Below are 20,928 nucleotides of genomic sequence, written 5' to 3' on the forward strand. Positions count from 1 at the left end.
CACCCGCTGTTTACCCCTCTACGATGAAGGTAAACTACGTGCGTACCTGGGAGCCGGCCATGGGCATTACCGACCCTGCGGTGGTAGTTGCCAACGGGGAGGTGAAGGACGTGCGGCAGACCACGCAGTACTTTGACGGGCTGGGGCGGCCGTTGCAAACGGTGAGCAAGCACATCCTGCCAGGCTCCGGCAATGACCTGGTGGCGCCGGTGCACTATGACAACTTCGGGCGGGAGCAGTATAAGTATTTGCCTTACGGTGCTTCGGGTACCGGCCAGTTCCGGCTGAACCCTTTCGGGGAGCAGGCATCTTTCCTTCCCGGTCAATACCCCGGGGAAACGGTTTATTATAGCGAGACGAAGTTTGAACCGAGCCCGTTGAACCGGGTGGAGAAGACGCTGGCGCCGGGTAACAGCTGGGCGGGCAGCGGCAGAGGGATCAGCAACCAGTACCTGGTGAACACACCAGGGGACGCGGTAAAGATCTGGGACATTGGCCCCAACGCGGCAGATTACCCCATTGCCCGGCCGGCGAACTACGAGGCAGGGCAGTTGTATAAGAACGTTACCAAAGACGAAGCCGACCATGAAGTGGTGGAGTTCAAGGATAAAGAAGGGCGTGTGATCCTGAAAAAGGTGCAGCTGACGGCAACAGCGGGCAGTGAAGGGCATGATGGCTGGCTGTGTACCTATTACGTGTATGATGAGCTGGGTAACCTTCGGTATGTGTTGCCGCCTAAAATGGTGGAGCTACTGCCCGGCATGGGCTGGAGCCTGTCGGATACCCTGCACCGCAAAGAGTTTTGCTTCCGTTACGTGTATGACCACCGGCAGCGGATGGTGCTTAAACAGGTACCGGGCGCAGCGCCGGTGGAGATGGTCTATGACGTAAGAGACCGGCTGGTGTTTAGCCAGGATGGCAACATGCGCCCTATGCCAGGTGGAGAGGGCAAATGGTTGGCCACTTTCTACGATGAGCTGAACCGGCCGGTGATGACGGCCTTGTACGCGACTACCCAAACGGCGGCCGATTTGTCCACGCTCCTGGGCAGCCCTACCTCCACCCAAACCATCGTTCACCAGATCAAGGTACCCTCCAGCCTGGTGGTCAACAGCCATGATAACCGGCTGGTATACAAAGCCGGCCAGGAGATCATCTTTGAGCCAGGCTTTGACAGCCAGACCAGTGAGTTTGAGACCCTGCTGGACCCCAACGGCACCCAGACCACGGAAACGATCTACGCCAGCAACCCATTATCCGGCCTTGACCAAAGCAAGCTGGAACCGCTAACTTATACTTATTACGACGATTATACCTACGAGGGCGCCAAAGCCGCCCAACCCGGGCTGCTGAGCGGTATTCCCTACAATACGGAGACCCAGCCGCATACCGACGCCCTGCCTGTCAGCAACCAGACCAAAGGACTGGTAACGGGCACCAAGGTGCGTTTGCTGGAAGGCAACGGCGCCAATGACCGCTGGCTGGTGACCACCACCCGCTATGACGCCAAAGGCCGGGTGCTGCAGGTGCTGGCAGACAATGCCACGGGCGGGGAAGACATCGTCTCCAACCTCTACAACTTTAATGGCCAGGTGCTGAGCACGGCCCAGGTACTGCGCAACCCGCGCAGTACGGTGACCCCGGAGGTGAAGCTGCTGACCATGCTGAGCTATGACCATGGTGGCCGGCTGCTGAAGGTGCAGAAGAAGGTGGGTGATAACGGCACGGTGACAGACATTGCCACCAACGAGTATGACGCGCTGGGGCAGCTGAAGAAAAAGACCTTTAAGAAGAGCGACGGCAACGAACTGGAGAGCTTGAGCTATGACTATAACATCCGTGGCTGGCTGCGGGGCATCAACAAGGCCTATGTGGACAACACGGACGACGGTCACTACTTCGGCCAGGAGCTGAACTATGACTACGGGTTCTCCGATAACCAGTTCAACGGCAACATTGCCGGCATCAAGTGGCGGGGTACCAATAACTCCACGGTGAAGCATTCCTACGGCTACAGCTATGATCCGGCCAACCGGCTGCTGAAGGGAGACTTTAGAGAAAGCCCTGCAACAACGCATGCCTGGGCAGAGAACCCGGCAACCAGGTTCAACGTAAAAATGGGGGACGGGGTAACCCCCACCAGCGCCTATGACGCCAATGGCAACATTTTGCGGATGCAGCAGGAGGGCAAGACCGGCCCGGGCACCAGCGGCCCCATTGACGATCTTCGTTACAATTACACGAAAGCCAATGCTACCACCGGCAACCGGCTACAGGGCGTTTATGACCTTGCCAACAACCCAACCTCCACGCTGGGGGACTTCAAGGAGATCACCACGGGCAATGCAAATGACCTGGACTACGACCAGGATCCCAACGGCAACCTGAAGTATGATAACAACAAGGGCATTACCGGCATTACTTATAACCACCTGAACCTGCCGGAGCTGATCACCATCCCCGGCAAGGGCACGATCCGGTACGTGTATGACGCGGCTGGCATCAAACACCGCAAAACGGTGGAAGACCTGACCGGGCCACAGCCCAAGACCACCGTTACGGCCTACAATGGCGGGCTGGTGTATGAGGATGACGTACTACGGCTGATCAGCCATGAGGAAGGCCGCATCCGGGTGAACACGGACATTCAGCCGGTGCATTACACCTATGACTACTTTATCAAAGACCACCTGGGCAACGTACGGATGGTGCTGACGGAAGGCAGCCAGCAGCAGTTGTACCTGGCCAGCATGGAAACGGAGCGCTCTGCTACGGAAAACGCCCTGTTCAGCAATATCGAGTCCAGCCGCAGCGCCAAACCGGCGGGTTACCCGCAGGACGCCACCGCCGGCAGCCAGAACAGCCAGGTGGCCAAGCTCAACGGTCAGCACCCTGACAAACGGGTGGGGCCGTCGCTGGTGCTGAAGGTGATGGCGGGGGATACGATCTCCATTGGTGCCAAGGCATTTTATAAGTCCATCGGGCGCAAGCAGGATAAATCCCTGGTACCGGTGGCAGACATGGCCACCTCGCTGCTGAGAGCGTTTGGCGGTGGCCAGCCGGGCGGTGGTGACAAGGAAACGCCGGGAGAGGGTCTTTCCCGCAGCCCGTTGAACGAGCAGTTCTTAAACGACGGCTACCAGCGGATGAAGCAGAAGGAACCGGCCGACCCGGCGCAGACCAATCGCCCGAAAGCTTATCTGAATTTTGCGTTATTCGATGATGAGTTTAACTTAGTGGACGAGAACAGCGGGGTAAGGCAGGTGAAGGCAGAGCCGGACCAGTTGCAGACCTTGGCGCAGGACAAGATGGTGATCAGGAAGGGCGGGTTCCTGTATGTTTACACCAGTAATGAGACCCCGCAGGACGTGTTCTTTGACAACCTGGTGGTGACCAACAACCCTGGAGCGGTGCTGGAGGAGACGCATTATTATCCCTTTGGCTTGACGATGGCGGGGATTAGTGTGAAGGCTGTCAACAAGCTGGAGCAGAACAAGTACGGTTACAACGGGAAGGAGTTGCAGAATGGGGAGTTTGCAGATGGTGGAGGTTTAGAGTGGTATGATTATGGAGCTAGGATGTATGATCAGCAGATTGGGAGATGGCATAGTGTTGATTCTATGGCTGAAAGGCACTACGAATATTCAGTTTACGCCTATGTATTAAATAATCCTATCAGAAGACTAGATTTGAGAGGACTTACTGATTGGGATGCTGTTCTAAAAGGAGCGGGTGCCACCGTAGGTGGTGTCTTAGGCGTAGTTGGTGGTGCACTTATGACGGCGGCACCAACGGGCCTAACTCAAGTATTGGGAGCGGGGTTAATAACTGTTAGCGTTCCATCTATTGGACTTGGAATTAGTCAGATGGTCGCTGGATTTAAAGACAATGGTTCTGCCGGCAATATCCCTGGCGGAATAGGAGAAGTAAGCGGGATGGCGGTGGATAAAATAGTTAAAAATGATCCAAAGAAGCCAATAGGAAGGATAACTGGAGCTTGGGTTGATTTTGGTATGGGATTGATGTTCGGAAAAACTCCACCAACTTTGAAGGATGCGCCATCAACAGCTATTACCATATCATATGGAATAAATGATATGGATAATGCATCTACAGGAGGATCAGACGGGATAATAAGAAGAGTTTCAAATTCAAATAATGAAACGAACGCGACAGAAGTTGGGAATAATGGAAGCACAAACAAAAATGAAAATAAAAATGCCAAAAACACCAAGCCTTCGCCGTTAGTGACGCCTAGTGAAAATACGGTTAAAAAAGTAGATTTCTTGGCCCCGCTATATGGGCGTTAAAACAGTGATGCTTTGTCGATTTTATTGCTATAACAAGTGGAGAGTATATGAAGCTTTATTTTTTATTATCAAGTAAATAACAGATATGACTATTAAATGTAAAGGTTTTTTGTTGAACAGAATGATTGTATTAATGATGATTGGCATCGGTTTATTAGCTGTGGTGTTGTTTTTTATATTTCCCATGATAAAGGGTTATCTCTATTTTTTTAGCATGGTGTTAATGTTCACTTCTCTTATCTATATATTTTATTTAAATAGATTTGAGTTGTTGGTAATTGGTATTGAAGATGATGAGTTGCATTTGAGTTTTGTAAATAACTCTCTCTTTAAAAGAAAGGATATAAAAGTCAAGAAAGAACAAGTTAAAGTACAACGGAAGGATGAAAAATTGATTTTTTTAATTGATGGCCAGCAGCAAGCAATTGTTCGAAAGAAAGCATTAGATGTATCTGATTGGGAGAAGTTATTGAAAGTATTTGAAAACTAACCTGGTCAGCGATGTACTAATCTAAGTACTATACAAATAATCTTAAGCTAAAAAGGAACAATTCAGACGTATTCTTAGCTTATGAACGGCGCAATAATGCTCTCTGAGATCCAATGTTAGAGTATAATAGCAAGATGACTTTAATGCTGTTCGTTTGTGTAAATGGTTGTAGTATTAATCACGGATTATCCGCGGTATATGTATCTATGTCAAATAAATTGTGATATATAAACTCTTATATGAATAAGTCCCTAATCCTATTTGTCCTATACATGCTTCCATGCATCCAGTTATTTGCCCAATTCGATATCTCAAGGGCAGAGCGAGAAAAAATCATCCGTCCTTCTCCAACCGCCTCATCGCTAGGGAAATACGGTGAATACCCTGTTAGTTTATACAATGGGTTGGTAAATATCGGCCAGGAGTTACTCAATATAAAAAGCGGCAGCCTTTCATTGGATATTTCGCTAAGTTATCACGCAGGAGGCAACCGACCGGCAGACGTGCCTGGATGGGTTGGACTGGGATTCAGCCTCAATGCGGGCGGCGTTATTACTCGCGTAGCGAGAGACTTGCCCGACGATGTAGCTGGCGGATTCTATCAATCAATAACAGACATTCAGTCCATGTTGAATGGTTACATACCGACAACTACCTATCTTGAGCACTATATTGCAAGGCTGATGGATGCCAAATCGGATAAGTATTTATTTAATTTTGGCGGTAGGGCAGGAGAGTTTGTGTTTGACTGGAACAGGAATATCAGGTTGACCAAAGTGCAACCATTCAAGATAGAGGTAAACAAGACGCTTTACGGGTTTGAGTCATTCACAATTACAACCGAAGATGGGGTAGTATATACCTTCAGCCAGCCAGAATGGTCAAAATATACGAGATACGATAATTCACCGGATTTATTTAGATCAGCCTGGTATCTCACAAAAATAAAGAACCTTTCAGGAGACAGTATTACCTTAAAGTATGTAACACCTCTCAATAACGCACGTTTTAAGTTTTTTGAGACGGAAAAAATGATAATAGGACATTTGAACGGCGGGCTTCTGTTCAACGAATCCCAGAAGTTTACAGGGAACCATGCGGACTATGTTACTTATCTTGACGAAATTGAGTTTAATGGGGGCAAGGTTTCCTTCGTCAAATCAAAGCGTAACGATCCTTATTATGTACCTAATGGAGCCCCAGCCGGTTCAACGGAGGAAAAAAAACTGGATGCAATTGTATTATATAATATAAATGGTGAACAAATAAGGAGATGGGAACTGGGATACGTTGAAAACGAGCAGGAAAGATTAAAGCTGCACACTTTGACATTAAAAGACGCTAGTAATGTATCTGATCAGCAGTATTTATTTGAGTACAATCCCACTAAATTTCCTGCACCGACGATGGATAATCCCAACCCATATAATACAAACAGCGTTGATTACTGGGGATATTACAATTTTGCAGGTAACCAATTAAGCCGAATCCCTATTACTTATTCGTCTTACTACGCCAAATTTCTTGGTAGTGCTGACAGAACGCCTAATGCGGAAAGAATGAAGGCTGAGATACTTACAAAAATTACTTATCCAACCGGTGGATATACGGAATTTGAGTACTCGCCTAATGACTATAGTGATCAAGGCATTTCGTTTGCAAGCAACCCAATGGTAGAATACACTCCGGTAGCGTATTCTTTTCAATATGAGGATGGCTACTTTGATCTGGATCCTACTACTATTACATTTTCCCTAACTGAACCAACTGCTGTTACTGTTAGCAGAAGCGTCAAACCAGGTGGCCCCAACAGGGCATGGATGCCATCAAGTACATATGAAACGGCGATATATACTTGGGGACCCGGTACCTATACACTAAGCTCAGTATTTAATACCAGCGAACTATTGAACCCATCAAGTTCGGATATCCATTTTGCGAATGGACTTGTTAGCTTTAATACCACCGTGCCGGTTCACTCCAAAGTAGGCGGAGGATTACGCATCCAATCCATTAAAAACTTTGATGGGATCAAAGTAACGACCAGAAATTTTGAATATAATATGGAAGGGTCGAATATTTCGAGTGGATATCTATCGATGTTTCCGGTTCACTTTGTGCCACTGGAGGCCCTATGGCAGAATACAGTTGGTGTTTTTCTTAGTTCCGACCCTATTAACGATGTGCCTGAGGGAGCACCTGTTGGTTATAGTAGAGTAACGGAACGATTTGAAGACAATTCTTCTATAGTTCATAACTTTACCACCTATTTCCACTATCCAGATGTAGTAAATGAATTTAATAATGGCTTTTCTGAAGAACTAGTAGCTCATCTGACATCAATGAATATGTATAGGGGAAGAGAAACAAGTACTGATTATTTTGATTCACAGGGAGTTATTAAAAAAAGAGTTATAAGTGAGCAAGGAACAGTGGATGGTGTCAGCTCAGAAATTACTGCTATCGAGATCAAACCAACATTTAATTTCACCTTTCCAGACCATAACGGTAATCCCAACCCCAATCCAATAATTGGCGTTCTTTCATCGCAATACAATATATTGACGCGTTTTTTATATAATAAAACAACCACTGAATATCTCTACGCCAACAATGGAACTTCTTCCATTGATGTATACAAGAAAACATACTACGATAATCCCCTTCATCTTCAACCGACCCGAACAGAAACACTCAAAAGTGATGGTAGCAAAATCATTACTTATACAAGTTATCCTGATGACTACGCTTCAGGTACTCCTTTCATAGACTATATGAAAGCCAATCATCTGATAGCTTTTCCCATTGAACAGGTCACTTTCAGGGAGACGGCAGAAGGTAGAACCATCCTTTCTGGAACTGTTTCACAATATAAGTCCTTCGGTAAAGGTTTGGTTGACAAAGTATTCAAGCTGGAAACTGCATCTCCTATAGCACAGACTTCCTTCAAATTTAGTAATCAACCGATAGGGGTGATGCCATTTGATCAGCCTTTCAGTTCTTTTAGCGTAGACAGCCGGTATAAGCCAGCTTTAACATATGATAGTTACGATTCGCAAGGGAATCCGCTTCAGTTTACCGTAGAAAACGGATCATCTTACAGTTACCTTTGGAGTTATAATGGAATGTACCCCGTTGCTGAAATTGTAAATGCACGTCAAGCAGATGCAGCCTACACGGGTTTTGAAGCGGATGGCAAGGGAAATTGGGATTACAGCGGGACTGCTGCTATAGACATCACTGCTCCTGCTGGTAACAAGTGTTATGATCTTTCCAGTGGTGCTTTGGTAAAAGGCGGACTCTCCTATGATAAAGAATACACGCTGACTTACTGGGCAAAAAGTACGGGTGCCGGGAATATCAGTGGGGCACCAGCAGATGCCATTGATACAAAAGGTGACTGGACGTTCTACAAACGCAACCTGAATTATTTGACTTCCGTCACACTTAGTGGTAGCGTTCTTGTGGATGAGGTCAGATTGCATCCTTCAAAAGCTACGATGACTACTTACACTTATTCTCCATTGATTGGGGTAACCAGCGAAACAGATCCAGCAGGAAAGGTGACCTATTATGAATATGATGGAATGCAACGGCTGGAGCAGATCAAAGACCAGTTCAGAAGGATCATCAAAATGCATGACTATGATCTGAGTAATAAATAATAGCTTGAATGTGTAAAAGTATATCCATAAAAAACTGATCCTGATGGATTTGGTGAAAAAGCTTGCAAGCTTCAACTACGAAGCACTTTTCTTCTTAATAATAAGCATAATTGCCGTTGCTCAGGCACTTGCTTTAGTAAAGAGAAGGAAGCGCCTTCTAAGGAGCGGAGTCGCCTCCGTAGGTGAGGTTGTCGGATTCCGGTACGGGGTATCGAACAGAATATTCAGCAAATCGCCTATAATCCGGTTTGTAACGGACGAGGGCGAAATTATTGAATCTGAGCATATCGTAAGAGCCGACTTCACATCTTACCAAAAAGGGATGAAAGTGACCATTATGTATGACCTCAAAGCCCCAAAAATATTTCTGATTAAGGATGACGATGATAGTAACGTAGTATCTATTATACTGTTGGTTGCAGGGCCTGCCATATTGTTTTTAGTACTTCGTATGTTTATTAATCTGTAAAGCTGAGACAAAAAACTTAAATACGTGAGAAATGAAATTGTTGGCGTGGAGGAAAGTAACAGGTCTTTCCATACCCGGTTTTGGCGTACAACGTATGGATTTCTATTATTATTGATGTTGCTTGGTTTATACCTTCTGGCAAGCTATGGACTTGATCTATCCACCGTTATCATATTGAGTGGCATCTTACTGCTAATCATTTTGTACGGCCTGAGAATGTCTGTCAATACTTTATATAAGATCTATATTGACGATAATGGGGATATTGAGATAGAAACACTTCATTTCAACAAGGTAAAGCAAATTAGGCGCAACAGAAAAGACGTACAAATAAAAGTAATTCAGAATGCCACATCAAGGCATATTGAAGACATGATACGCATTGATATAAATAGAAAAACCTATTTTACCCAAAAACAATTCGCTCCATGGACAAGGAAAAAAATCCAGGAGGTGAAAGAAATGGTAAAGCAAGGCGTCCTCCCATAAGAGCTAAATCCCGGCATTTCCATCGAACAACCGTTACCCCCAAAAAAAATCCCTCACCCCCCGTCACGTTCCTCCCCCCAATTGTGTCTTATTAGAGAACCTTCAAAAATTTAAACAAAATGGAACCAAGGATCTCTTTTCAGGAAACACCCAAAGGCTTTATGGACGGCCTCCTCAAAACCGGCAATTTCGTACGCACCTCCGGCCTCAGCGCCAAACTGCAGGAACTGGTGTACTACCGCGTATCCCAGATCAACGGCTGCGCCTTCTGCATTGACATGCATTATAAAGACGCCATCCACGGCGGGGAATCTGAACAGCGCCTGCACGGCCTGGCCGCCTGGCGGGAAACGCCGTACTACAGTGACGCGGAGAGAGCCGCGCTGGCTTATGCGGACGCCCTCACCATTCATTGCGACGCGGACGACGAGATTTACCAGGAACTAGCCGCTCATTTCTCTAAAGAGGAAATTGCCAGCCTCACCCTCGCCATCGCTACCGTCAATACCTGGAACCGCCTGAACAAGGCCTTCAGAACGGTGGCGGGGAATTACAAAGTAAACGTATCATTGCAGTAGAAAAACAGGCGGCATGGACAGGAATTTATTGAAAGGCATTCTTTACGTAGGCATTGGCGCAGCGAGTTACGGGGTGTTGGCTACCCTGGTGCGACTGGCATATGACGAAGGATATTCCACCACGGAAGTGACTTTTGCGCAGTACCTGCCCGGCCTTGCGGTAATGGCCTGCCTGTGGCTGTTCAAAAAGAAAGCGCCCCGCCAAACGCCGCAACAGGTCCGCCGGGATGCATGGAAACTGATGGCCGGCGGCACTTGTTACGGGCTCACGGGCTTTTTCTATTACCTCTCCGTGCAATACCTGCCTGTATCCATCTGTGTAATACTGCTGATGCAAACCATCTGGATGGGCGTAGTGCTGGAAAGCGTGTTGGCTGCCCGCTGGCCGGGTGTCAATAAAGTGATGGCCATGGTGATTGTGCTGCTGGGCACCGTATTGGCCACCAATGTACTGTCTGCCGAAGGCAGCCTCCACCTGGAGGGGCTGCTTTGGGGCATGGCGGCGGCGGTTACCTATACGGTTTCCCTGTATGTGTCTAACAGCGTGGCTACCGGCATGCCGCCGCAGCAGAAAGGATTTTTTATACTATTAGGGGCCACGGTCATGGTATTGGCCGTGGGCTTGCTGAACATGCCGGCGCAGTTCCACCTCTCCGTTTTCTGGAAATGGGGACTGTTGCTGGCCTTGTTCGGCACTATTGTGCCGCCGCTGCTCTTTAACATCGGGTTTCCGAAAACGGGCATTGGGCTGGGCGCTATCATCATTGCCATTGAAATACCCGTTTCCGTGAGCATGGCCTGGCTGATCCTGCATGAGCGGGTGAACGGCTGGCAGTGGCTGGGCATTGTGCTGATCATTGTCTCCATAGTGGTCATGAACCTGCACTTGCTCCGGAAAGAACTTGTAAAAGCACCATCATCATGAAAGACTATCAGGACCAGTTGTTCCCATACGCCTATAATATTGCGGGCAGCGCGGAAGATGCGCGCGATATTGTGCAGGACGTGCTCACGGCCTATTATGCCTCTCCGCGGGAGGGTATAGAGAACGAAAAGGCCTACCTGGTCAAAAGCGTGATCAACCACGCCATCAACGCCAAAAACAGGAAAAAACGCACGGTGCAGCCGGAAGTATGGTTGCCGGAGCCGGTGGCCACGGAAGCGGCGGATACCAATGTGTACCTGAAGGATATTTTGTCTTACTCGCTGCTGGTGCTGCTGGAAAAGCTGAACGCCAGGGAGCGGGCGGCCTTCATCCTGAAAGAAAGCTTCGATTATGCCCACCAGGAAATAGCAGACATCCTGGGTACAACGGAAGAGCATAGCCGTAAACTGCTGAGCCGCGCCAAGGCCAAGCTGTTCAAACCGGGGGAACCTGCCGGGCCGGGCATCCGCTCGGCGCAGACCAATGTGCTGCTGGAGAACTACATTGCCGCCATCCGCAGCCGCAACATGGAAAAGCTGGAAAGCCTGTTGGCGGAAGATATTGCCTTCTATGCAGACGGCGGCAAGATGAACGTGGTGAAACGCATCTGCACCGGCGCGGCTGATGTGGCGGAACTGCTGCTCTATGTATACCAGACTTACCAGCAGGGCTCCAGCGTCAAGTTCACCACCATCAACCACCAGCCGGCATTTCTCTATTATCAGAAAGACCGGCTGTACGTATGCCAGGTGTTTGACGTATCTCCGGAAACCGGGCGCATTTTGCAGATCAGCAATATCATAGACCCGGAGAAGCTGAAAATACTGGCGGGGCATTTTGCCTGAGATATTAAGAAACCTGAACATAAAAAGGCGGCTCAAACAGGGCCGCCTTTTCTGTCGGAGGCGGGTCATTCCAAACCGCCTTTTCCCCGCACCCCCGGGGCATAACAAACTGATAATTAACCCCATTTCACCCAAAATGCAACATTTCACCCGCCTTTTTGACGAATTAAGCCTGCAAAACAGGGAGCGGGCCGGTCTATTTTTACCGTCCCGCTGCTAGATGCAGGGTAAACCAACAGAACATGAGAAAAGGATGGATGATGTGCCTCTTCCTGTTCAGCTACGGCTGGGCGCAGGCACAGGAAAAGACAGGGAAAACGGACATGCAGGAGCTGATACAGGAACAGTTTCAATTCGCCGCCAACCAATACAAGGTATTAAGTCGCCAGGTACCGCCAGACAGGATGCCCAAAACGTACTACGCTGACCGTAACGAGGTGGAAACCAGTGACACCAAATGGTGGTGCAGCGGCTTTTACCCGGGCGCGCTCCTCTACATCTACGAGCATACGGGAGACACGGCCACACTGCAGGAGGCCAACCGCCGCCTTGCCATCCTCGAAAAAGAGAAACACTACACCGGCAATCATGACCTGGGCTTCATGATGTACTGCAGCTTTGGCAACGCCTACCGCCTTACCCGCAACCCGGCCTATAAAAGGACGATAGACACGGCCGCGGCCTCCCTCGCTACCCGCTACCGCCCCGGGGCGGGCGTTATTCAGTCGTGGAACGCCAGCCGCAAATGGCAGGGGCCGGTGATCATTGACAACATGATGAACCTGGAACTGCTCTACTGGGTGAGTGATAACGGGGGAGACAAAAAGTACCGGCAGATAGCCCTCACGCATGCTGACAATACCCTGAAAAACCATTTCCGGCCTGACTACAGCTCTTATCACGTCATCGACTACAACCTGCAAACGGGCCAGGTGCTGAAGAAAGTAACGGCCCAGGGCGCGGCAGATTCATCTGCCTGGAGCCGCGGGCAAAGCTGGGGACTGTACGGTTATACCATGATGTACCGGTTTTCACGCAACAAACGTTACCTGCGCCACGCCCGGAACATTGCGGTGTTCATGCTGCATCACCCCAATATGCCGGGAGACCTGGTGCCTTACTGGGACTTTGACGCGCCCGGCATCCCCAACACTTACCGGGATGCATCTGCGGCCGCGGTAATGGCGTCTGCGTTGCTGGAACTGGGCCGCTACGTTCGCGGAAAGGAGCGGAAAACCTATGTGGCGGCGGCGGAAAAGATCATCCGCTCACTTTCTTCTCCTGCCTACCGCGCGCGTTTGGGAGAAAACGGCGGCTTCCTGCTCATGCACAGCACCGGCGCGCTGCCGTTGAAATCTGAAGTAGACGTGCCGCTCACCTACGCGGACTATTATTACCTGGAAGCACTGCACCGCTACAAAAACTGGTATTTATAAATCGGGACCATGGAAAGAAGAAAGTTTTTAGGCGCCATATCACTGGCGGGTATAGCAGGGGCACTGCGCCCGGGAGCATTGCTGGCAGGCGCAGGAAGTGGAACGGACGGTTCGCGGAATGTGTCTGTGCCGGTTCACGCATTGGAGGGAGCTCCAGGCTCGCGAAACCCATCAAAGGAGGCATTACCCGGCCGCCCGGGAAAAGACAGGGAATACTGGTGGCAGCTGCTGCATAAAATAGCCACGCCCGTAGTGTCTAACCTGGCTGCGGGCACGCTGGTGAAAAACATGCCGGTAGAAAAATCGCCCACCTTTGACAAGCGTTCCATACATGTTACTTACCTGGAGGCGGTGGGCAGAACGTTTGCCGGCATTGCGCCCTGGCTGGCCCTGCCTGATGATGGCAGCAGGGAAGGAGCTGCCCGGAAAAAGATGAGAGAGAATGCCCTGGAAGGCCTCCGCCGTTGTTTTGCGCCCGGCAGTCCGGACGCGCTGAACTTCAAAACGGATTACCAGCCTATTGTGGATGCGGCTTACCTGGCACAGTCTTTCCTGCGGGCGCCAAAGGCACTCTGGGAACCGCTGGACGAAACCACCAGAACGAATATTATCGAAGCCTTCAGGTCACTGCGCAACCGCAAGCCCTTCAACAGCAACTGGCTGCTGTTCGGTTCCCTCACGGAAGCGTTTTTGCTGCAGGCGGGCATGGAGCCGGATGAGGAGCGGCTGATGAAAGGCATTGTCAAAATGAAGGAATGGTATAAAGGAGACGGGTGGTATGGAGATGGGCCGAACCTGGCCTTTGACTATTACAATTCTTTTGTGATACACCCCATGCTGACAGACACGCTGGCGGTGCTGGCCGCCCGCCGGCCGGCGCTGCAAAAGGATTACGAAGAAGCCCTGAAACGCATGCAGCGTTACGCGCTGGAGCAGGAAAGGATGATTTCCCCGGAAGGTACATTTCCGCCCATCGGCCGTTCTATCACCTACCGCACCGCCGCTTTCCAGGCCTTGAGCCAGGTGGCGCTGATGGAGCTGCTGCCGGAAGGGATCAGTCCCGCGCAGGTCAGGAGTGCGCTTACACTGGTGAAGAAAAACATGTACAGCGCGCCGGGCACCTTCACCAAAGACGGCTGGCTCATGCTGGGGTTTGTGGGGCATGACCCGCAGGTGGCGGACTATTACACCTCCACAGGCAGCCTCTACATGGCCACGCTATCTTTCCTGCCACTGGGCTTGCCGGCTTCAAACGCTTTCTGGGCAGACCCGCCTGCAGAATGGACGGCCAAAAAAGCCTGGGCCGGGAAAAATTTTCCGAAAGACTATCATGTAGATTATTGAATTGTCAGGTAGACTAGCAGACTAATAGAACTGATCAGGAAGCCGCTCCGCCACCGGGGCGGCTTTCTTTTACGCATGCAGTTATAAGCTTGTCTCCGTCCGGGGAATAATGCATTGCCTTTTGCTCATAGCACAACAGCCTTATTGAATGTGCTGCATCCTTCACGGCAGGCTATACAAAGCCGCCGCCAAAACCACCCCTTTAAAAAATACCTATTTTTAAGTATTTCCCGCTAAGAGCCCGCAGTCTACTTTTGTTGCCAGCAAATGGTTTTGATCATCCCTTTACTGGAACAACCTGCCGAAGCACCGTAATCACCAAATACACACTATATGTATTCCATTCCCCTTAGAGCCTGGGCATTACTGGGTCTGATGTTCGTTTTGTTTAACTCCTGCGAAAAAATTACTGACGAAGATGATGACATCGAGAATTCCGGCGGCAGCGGCGGCACTGGTGGTACCGGTGGAACCGGTGGTACTGGCGGCGGTACAGGCGGTACCGGAGGCGGCACTGGCGGCGGAGGCGGTACGTCTTCCGGCAGCTACGGCGGCTACTGGCAGCGGAATGACGGGCAGGCAACCACCTACCTCTACCTCAACGGCAGCGTGGCCCAAACCTGCAATAACGGTACCATTACCACCGGCACGTTCAACGCTTCCGAACCTTCCATGACTTTCGTGATCAGCGGCAACACACTTAAAATACCCCTGAAGCTGGACGGCAGCACGCTGATGGTAGGCGTGCCCAACCAGTACCTTGAAACGCACAATGCCACGCCTTACAAGAAGGTCAGCAACTGGGGCTGCAGCGGCGGCGGCGGCGGCACCGGCGGCGGGGGAGGCACCACGCCACCCAAAACCGGCAAGTACACTTTCTACACCAACGATTCCAAAATGGGGAACATCACGGTTACCGTGAACGGGCAAACGAAAAGCACCAACGGCGGATATTGGTATCCCCAGCTGCCGCCCTGCGGCACCGGTTCCAATGCGGCTAACTTCGAGCTGCCCGTGGGTACCTACAGTTATACGGCGGTAGGCGCCAGCCGCACCTGGAGCGGCAGCATCAACGTAAACTACGGTGGCTGCAACCTGGTAACGCTCACCGCCAATAGCGGCACCGCCAGGAACGGGAATGTAATGTTCTGGACGGCGGTAGACCTCAAGTGCGGCGCCATCAGCGTAACCTGCGGCGGCACCACCAAGAGTATCTCCGGCTACTATTCCAGCGGCACGCCTTCCTGCGGCGCTTCTTCCGCAGCTAACTTTTCACTGGCCCCCGGCACATATGCATTTACCGCCAAGTGCAGCAGCAAGTCGTGGAGCGGTACCGTTACCGTTACCGCAGACGCCTGCGCTACCATGCGGTTGACGAATTGATTGTTTTTCTCTACGCTATTCTGACCGAAGCCCGGCTTTTGCCGGGCTTTTTGTTAAGGCGATACTATCTGTGGATGAATTTCTACACAAAAAAGCCGGCCCTGTTGCGGGACCGGCTTTGATTTTATGCGGTGGCCTTGCTGGTGCTTCTTTTTTGGGCGGCATTGCGCTTGCGCGTGGCGGCCGCTTTTTTACCGGCGGCTTTTCGTGTAGCCGACTTCCGGGTGGTAGCCTTTTTAGCAGCTGCTTTCTTCGGAGCCGCCTTTTTTGCCGCCGCTTTTTTAGGTGCAGCTTTTTTGGCTGCGGCCTTGCGGGTACCGCCTTTCCGGGTGGCGGCCTTTTTGCCGGCGGCTTTCTTCGGTACTTTGGCGCCTTCTTCCCGTGCTTCGGAAAGGCCTATGGCAATAGCCTGTTTAGGATTGGTGACCTTCTTGCCGCTGCGTCCGCTCTTCAGTTTACCCTCATGCATCTCATGCATGGCCCGTTCTACCTTGCTGCCCGCTTTTTTTGAATACTTTGCCATGATCTTGCTTTTAATGGGTGTAATAAAAAGTGGTTATCATTGCATAAGCATCAAATAGTGCGCCATCTGCTCTGGCACAGTATTTTCCCTCATACTTAAAACAGCTTTATGGGCTTACGTTACATTTATGCAGGTATGGTGGCCGCTCTGGTGAGCAGCCTCCCCGCCACTGCACAAACCAGGTACCAGGTAAAGGTGACCAACCTGGAGAACAAAAAGGGACAACTTTACATTGGCTGGTATGGCAGTGCGGACGCTTTTATGAAACCCCAAAAGACAGCGCTGGCCAAGGTAGTGCCGGTGCAGGCAAAAGACGAAGTGATCGTGGAATTTGACAAAGTGCCCGCGGGCCGGTATGCCATTTCCGTTTTTCTTGACGAGAACGGGAATGAAGACCTGGATACCAACCTGGTGGGCATCCCCAAAGAGAAATACGGGTTTTCCAACAACGTGCTGCCGGCCATGCGCCCTGCCACTTATGAAGAAGCGGCTTTTGAAGTGAAGAACACGCCGGGCAGCCTTTCTATCAAGCTGAAATAGGAGCATCCATTTCCCGGAAAGTTATATCTTGTATATAAATTTCCGCTATTCTCATGAGGTCTATCCTTTTTTCCCTGTTGCTCCTGCCGGTGCTGGCCGTTGCCCAGCGTTCCCTGCCTGACCGCCCGCATACCATTTTATGGAAAGTAAGCCACCGCAGCCTGCCGGGCAGCTCTTATGTGCTGGGCACCAATCACGCTTACCCCGGTACTTTCCTGGATACCATGCAGTATGTTTCAAAACTTATCCATGAGGCGGAATGTATAGTGGTGGAAGGGAAGGAAGAGTTGAAAAATGCAGGCCTGCCTTCATTGGAGGCCCGCAAAAAATCTTTTAAAGAACTGTTCTCCCCGGCAGATTACCGGCTGGTGGATGATTATTTTTCCCGGCGGCAGGAAGGGCTGCTGGGTATGATGGACAGCGCCGGTTTGCCCGTACACATGCTGGCAGAGGCCATTTTTGCCATGCAGCAGGCAGAAGGGGGCGGTACTTACCAGGGGCAAGACGGGTCTGTGGATACATATGTAAGAAAAGCGGGCCAAATAAAAGGCGTACCGGTAGTACTGCTTGACAGCGGCTTTGCCATCCGTGACGGGGCCAGGGCGCAGGGCGGCAGTGACGAGCAATGGGCTGCCACCGTTGTGAATATCATAAAAGACCTGCACAGCAGCGAAACCTACGGCAAACTCCTGTCTGAGAAGGAATATGCCAGGATGGAGATTGATTATATGTTCAAAAAGCCTTTGCCGGAAGAGGTAGGGAGTGACCTTCAACACCTGGTAATAGAACGCAACCGCTACTGGATGCCCCGCCTGTTAAAGGCTTTAAAGGAAAAGAGATGTTTCGTAGCAGTAGGCCTGGGGCATTTGCAATACAAGAGCAGCCTGCTGCTATCGCTCCGGGAAAACGGTTTCCGCGTGGAGCCGGTGCGGCTGCGGTAACGGCCGGTTTGGAAAGTATCCGCAGTATTCATTATTTTGCTGCATGCGCAGTGTACTTTTCCTCATAGCATTCCTGGGTTGCATCAACGCCCGTGCCCAACAGTGGGGCGCCGCGGCAGACAGTGGTTATCACGCTCTCAACACCCAATACTGGTCAGATTCCCAACACTACTACAAACATAACAACACCGGCAACAATGCATTTGATTACTGGTGGAACGCCCATGCGGCAGATATACTGGTAGACGGCTACCTGCGTACGCGCCACCAGCGCTACCTGCAGCAGCTGGATCAGCTGCTGGACGGCATGCGCCGGAAGAACGGCAACCAGTGGTTCAATGAATATTATGACGATGAGCAATGGCTGGCGCTGGCGCTGCTGCGGGCTTATGAAGCCACCGGCAACAAACGGTACGCCGCGGTGGCGGACACGCTGTGGACGGACATCAAAAAGGGCTGGACGCCCGTAGCCGGCGGCGGTATTATGTGGATGAAAACCACGCCCCATTCCAAGAATGCCTGCTCCAACGGCCCGGCCATGATCATTGCCGCGCGGCGTTACAAGCTGTTCAAACAGCCGGAAGATCTGGCCTTTGCCAAACAGATCTACGACTGGCAAAAGAAATATCTCGTGAACCCCGCCAACGGCACCGTGTGGGACAATATTGAAGTAAAGGACGGCGTGCCGCAAACCAATACCCGCCCCGGCATGGTATTCACCTACAACCAGGGCACCTGGCTGGGCGGTGCGCTGGAGCTGTACACCATTACCCGTGAGCCTGCCTACCTGGCAGATGCATTGCGCACGGCGCAGTACGTAGTAGAAGATACCGTACGCTTCTCGCCCGGCGGTATTTTGAAAGGGGAGAACAATGGAGACGGGGGCCTGTTCAAAGGCATTTTCATCCGCTACTTCACACAGCTTATATTACACGGCAACCTGGAAGCACCCGTGAAAACCCGCTTCCAGGAGTGGTTGCGCAACAACGGCCGCAGCCTGCTTGACAACGGCACGCTCCGCCCGCAATATATTTTTGATACCCGCTGGCGCAAGGCGCCCGCCACTCCGGGACAAGACGCGTCCATTCAGATGAGCGGCATCATGCTGCTGGAGGCGCTGCACCTGCTGGAGGGGGCATAGGCTTGTTGCGTGTTGCATGCTAACAGGTTTATCTTCCATACATAAGATCATATAGGCCTGCCTGTGTGTGCTTTGCGCAGGCCGGGTGAAGGCGCTTATCCGGAATGCGCTTCATGCGCTATCATCTTTCCCAATTTGGATAATTCCACACAGAACCGTAGGTTTGCGCCACATTTGGTTACAGTACCCCGTAAAACGGGTATGTATTAAAAGGGAATCCGGTGCAATGCCGGAGCTATCCCCGTAGCTGTAATCCTGCCCCGATGTAATGATCGGGACGTTTTTCCGGAGATCATCTCCAAGCCACTTTCCCCACAGGGAAGGGAAGGCCCGCCGGAAAAGCAGGAGAGCCAGAAGACCTGCCAGGTGTAACATCATTCAACGCTTTCGGGTGAAAAGCCAGGAATGTAAAGCCTTTGCGGGCGTTATATTCTCATTTTACTGATCCCCCTTTTATGCGCGTTGGGCATGCTATGCGCCTATGTACCGCATATGCATGCCGTGAATTTGTCATTGTACAAACAGCAAGCATATGAAGAAACATTTACGCCCCTTTGCGGGCCTGGCGCTGCTCGCCTTGATGGCCGCCTGTAACAGGAATGACGGGCCGGTTTTCCAGCGCCCGGTGATTTCTGCCGCCAAAACAACGGACTCCCTCCACATCGGCCAAACGCTGCGGCTGAGCCCGCAATTAAACCAGCCGTTGGGCGCCACTTTCCAGTGGAACGTGAACGGCACGCCCACCGGAACGGACTCCGTGTACACCTTTGAAGCGAAAGAAAGCGGCCAGTACCGCATCTCCTTCCGCATGAGCAATGCCGCGGGCACAGATTCGCTCATTTACAACATCAAGGTATGGGGCCGGTACGAGAACGGTTTTTTTGTACTGAACGAAGGATGGTTCGGTACGGAAACCGGCAGTGTACACTTTTATGAGTACGGTGCAGACACGGTAAGAACATGGGTGTACAAACAGGAAAATCCCGGTAAAACACTGGGCGGCCTGACCAACACCCTGCAATACGGCGCCGTTTACAACGGCAAGCTATACCTGGTGGTAAAGGCCGGCGGCCCGCTGGTAGTGGCAGATGCGCTGACGCTGAAAGAAACCGGCCGCATAGATAAACCCGCCGGCGGCAATGCTATGACCTTTGTGGGCATAGATAATACCCGCGGCCTCCTCAGCGCGGGAGACGGCATCTATCCCCTCAACCTCAACACGCTGGGGCTGGGCGCCAAACTGGGCGGCGTTTCCGGTACGGTGGGCAATATGCTCAAGGCGGGAGACTATGTGTTTGTTCACTCCTCCAAAGACGGCATGGTAGTGCTGGATGCGGCCACCTTCGGTGTAGTGCAGATACCCGCTAAAGCCACCATCGGTTTTGTACAAGCCAGGAACGGAGATGTGTATGCCGTAAAAGATTCCCTGCTGATGAGCATCAACCCTGTTACCCTCAAGCTGGATTCCGTGAAGATGAAGTTCAAGGCGGTATCTCCCTGGGGCGCCTGGAGAAGCGTTTCCATGGCAGCCTCTTCCAAAGAGAACAATGTGTATGTGATTGAGCCGGGCAAAGGATGGGGCTACGGGAACAAGCTCTACCGCTATACCATTGGCAACGCCGCCTCCCTGGATGCGCCCTTTATCACCCTGCCGGAAGGCCAGTACTTCTACGGCGCAGGCGTAGCTTATGACGCCCGCACCAATGAGCTGGTAATTACCACCATCAACGGCCAGTTTAGCGGCAACGAGAACAGGGTACTGTTGTATGACGCTACTTCCGGCGCGCTGAAGAAAACCGTTCTCTATAAAGGATGGTATTTCCCCGCTATGGTAGTTTTTCATTAGTGA

Annotated in this window: 16 protein-coding genes and 1 riboswitch; of the genes, 15 read left to right on the plus strand and 1 reads right to left on the minus strand. The window is 51.1% G+C overall.

The window, feature by feature from the left end; all coding sequences use genetic code 11:
* The first annotated feature begins 23 nt into the window (after positions 1–23).
* From ABDW36_RS16600 to ABDW36_RS16650, 11 genes are all read left to right on the plus strand, one after another.
* Positions 24–4,310: a DUF6443 domain-containing protein gene (locus ABDW36_RS16600; protein WP_343703047.1), complete on the plus strand. Its 4,287-nt coding sequence runs from the start codon at positions 24–26 to the stop codon at positions 4,308–4,310.
* 85 nt (positions 4,311–4,395) lie between these two features.
* On the plus strand, positions 4,396–4,800 hold the full coding sequence (locus ABDW36_RS16605) for a hypothetical protein (protein ID WP_343703048.1): 405 nt from the start codon (positions 4,396–4,398) through the stop codon (positions 4,798–4,800).
* Positions 4,801–5,072: 272 nt separating this feature from the next.
* A complete protein-coding gene (locus ABDW36_RS16610; protein ID WP_343703049.1) occupies positions 5,073–8,465 on the plus strand; it encodes a hypothetical protein in 3,393 nt (1,130 codons plus the stop codon).
* A 43-nt stretch (positions 8,466–8,508) separates the two neighbouring features.
* Positions 8,509–8,934 carry a DUF3592 domain-containing protein gene (locus ABDW36_RS16615; protein ID WP_343703050.1) on the plus strand — a complete coding sequence of 142 codons (426 nt, stop codon included), beginning with the start codon at positions 8,509–8,511 and terminating at the stop codon, positions 8,932–8,934.
* Positions 8,935–8,958: 24 nt separating this feature from the next.
* Positions 8,959–9,423, plus strand: coding sequence for a hypothetical protein (locus ABDW36_RS16620; protein WP_343703051.1), 465 nt, complete (start codon positions 8,959–8,961; stop codon positions 9,421–9,423).
* 119 nt (positions 9,424–9,542) lie between these two features.
* Positions 9,543–10,001, plus strand: coding sequence for a carboxymuconolactone decarboxylase family protein (locus ABDW36_RS16625; RefSeq protein ID WP_343703052.1), 459 nt, complete (start codon positions 9,543–9,545; stop codon positions 9,999–10,001).
* 13 nt (positions 10,002–10,014) lie between these two features.
* A complete protein-coding gene (locus ABDW36_RS16630; RefSeq protein ID WP_343703053.1) occupies positions 10,015–10,926 on the plus strand; it encodes a DMT family transporter in 912 nt (303 codons plus the stop codon).
* Positions 10,923–11,771: a sigma-70 family RNA polymerase sigma factor gene (locus ABDW36_RS16635; RefSeq protein ID WP_343703054.1), complete on the plus strand. Its 849-nt coding sequence runs from the start codon at positions 10,923–10,925 to the stop codon at positions 11,769–11,771. Before ABDW36_RS16630 ends, ABDW36_RS16635 begins: the two co-directional genes overlap by 4 nt.
* A gap of 242 nt (positions 11,772–12,013) precedes the next feature.
* Positions 12,014–13,207: a glycoside hydrolase family 88 protein gene (locus ABDW36_RS16640; protein WP_343703055.1), complete on the plus strand. Its 1,194-nt coding sequence runs from the start codon at positions 12,014–12,016 to the stop codon at positions 13,205–13,207.
* A 9-nt stretch (positions 13,208–13,216) separates the two neighbouring features.
* On the plus strand, positions 13,217–14,551 hold the full coding sequence (locus tag ABDW36_RS16645; protein WP_343703056.1) for a DUF2264 domain-containing protein: 1,335 nt from the start codon (positions 13,217–13,219) through the stop codon (positions 14,549–14,551).
* A 375-nt stretch (positions 14,552–14,926) separates the two neighbouring features.
* On the plus strand, positions 14,927–15,934 hold the full coding sequence (locus ABDW36_RS16650) for a hypothetical protein (protein WP_343703057.1): 1,008 nt from the start codon (positions 14,927–14,929) through the stop codon (positions 15,932–15,934).
* Between the two features lie 124 nt (positions 15,935–16,058).
* Here the strand turns inward: ABDW36_RS16650 and ABDW36_RS16655 are convergent, their stop codons facing one another.
* Positions 16,059–16,457, minus strand: a complete 399-nt coding sequence (locus ABDW36_RS16655; RefSeq protein ID WP_343703058.1) for a DUF6496 domain-containing protein — start codon at positions 16,455–16,457, stop codon at positions 16,059–16,061.
* A 108-nt stretch (positions 16,458–16,565) separates the two neighbouring features.
* On the opposite strand from ABDW36_RS16655, the gene ABDW36_RS16660 reads away from it, so the two are divergent.
* The 4 genes from ABDW36_RS16660 (at position 16,566) to ABDW36_RS16675 (ending at position 20,925) form a co-directional block, all read left to right on the plus strand.
* On the plus strand, positions 16,566–16,997 hold the full coding sequence (locus tag ABDW36_RS16660; RefSeq protein ID WP_343703059.1) for a DUF2141 domain-containing protein: 432 nt from the start codon (positions 16,566–16,568) through the stop codon (positions 16,995–16,997).
* Positions 16,998–17,050: 53 nt separating this feature from the next.
* The gene (locus tag ABDW36_RS16665) at positions 17,051–17,938 is read left to right on the plus strand and encodes a TraB/GumN family protein (protein ID WP_343703060.1); all 888 of its coding nucleotides are present in this window, start codon (positions 17,051–17,053) and stop codon (positions 17,936–17,938) included.
* Positions 17,939–17,981: 43 nt separating this feature from the next.
* Positions 17,982–19,079 carry a glycoside hydrolase family 76 protein gene (locus ABDW36_RS16670; protein ID WP_343703061.1) on the plus strand — a complete coding sequence of 366 codons (1,098 nt, stop codon included), beginning with the start codon at positions 17,982–17,984 and terminating at the stop codon, positions 19,077–19,079.
* Between the two features lie 158 nt (positions 19,080–19,237).
* A riboswitch (cobalamin riboswitch) is annotated at positions 19,238–19,461 on the plus strand.
* Between the two features lie 150 nt (positions 19,462–19,611).
* Complete coding sequence (locus ABDW36_RS16675) at positions 19,612–20,925, plus strand: DUF5074 domain-containing protein (protein WP_343703062.1); 1,314 nt, start codon at positions 19,612–19,614, stop codon at positions 20,923–20,925.
* The last annotated feature ends 3 nt before the right edge of the window (positions 20,926–20,928 follow it).

The sequence above is a fragment of the Chitinophaga sp. genome, from assembly GCF_039596455.1.
GTDB lineage: Bacteria > Bacteroidota > Bacteroidia > Chitinophagales > Chitinophagaceae > Chitinophaga.

Coding starts and splice junctions, on each gene's coding strand:
- ABDW36_RS16650 (WP_343703057.1), top strand. CDS start 14,927: ATGTTCGTTTTGTTTAACTCCTGCGAAAAAATTACTGACGAAGATGAT.
- ABDW36_RS16640 (WP_343703055.1), top strand. CDS start 12,014: ATGAGAAAAGGATGGATGATGTGCCTCTTCCTGTTCAGCTACGGCTGG.
- ABDW36_RS16670 (WP_343703061.1), top strand. CDS start 17,982: ATGCGCAGTGTACTTTTCCTCATAGCATTCCTGGGTTGCATCAACGCC.
- ABDW36_RS16615 (WP_343703050.1), top strand. CDS start 8,509: ATGGATTTGGTGAAAAAGCTTGCAAGCTTCAACTACGAAGCACTTTTC.
- ABDW36_RS16665 (WP_343703060.1), top strand. CDS start 17,051: ATGAGGTCTATCCTTTTTTCCCTGTTGCTCCTGCCGGTGCTGGCCGTT.
- ABDW36_RS16625 (WP_343703052.1), top strand. CDS start 9,543: ATGGAACCAAGGATCTCTTTTCAGGAAACACCCAAAGGCTTTATGGAC.
- ABDW36_RS16655 (WP_343703058.1), bottom strand. CDS start 16,457: ATGGCAAAGTATTCAAAAAAAGCGGGCAGCAAGGTAGAACGGGCCATG.
- ABDW36_RS16635 (WP_343703054.1), top strand. CDS start 10,923: ATGAAAGACTATCAGGACCAGTTGTTCCCATACGCCTATAATATTGCG.
- ABDW36_RS16660 (WP_343703059.1), top strand. CDS start 16,566: ATGGGCTTACGTTACATTTATGCAGGTATGGTGGCCGCTCTGGTGAGC.
- ABDW36_RS16605 (WP_343703048.1), top strand. CDS start 4,396: ATGACTATTAAATGTAAAGGTTTTTTGTTGAACAGAATGATTGTATTA.
- ABDW36_RS16600 (WP_343703047.1), top strand. CDS start 24: ATGAAGGTAAACTACGTGCGTACCTGGGAGCCGGCCATGGGCATTACC.
- ABDW36_RS16630 (WP_343703053.1), top strand. CDS start 10,015: ATGGACAGGAATTTATTGAAAGGCATTCTTTACGTAGGCATTGGCGCA.
- ABDW36_RS16610 (WP_343703049.1), top strand. CDS start 5,073: ATGCTTCCATGCATCCAGTTATTTGCCCAATTCGATATCTCAAGGGCA.
- ABDW36_RS16675 (WP_343703062.1), top strand. CDS start 19,612: ATGAAGAAACATTTACGCCCCTTTGCGGGCCTGGCGCTGCTCGCCTTG.
- ABDW36_RS16645 (WP_343703056.1), top strand. CDS start 13,217: ATGGAAAGAAGAAAGTTTTTAGGCGCCATATCACTGGCGGGTATAGCA.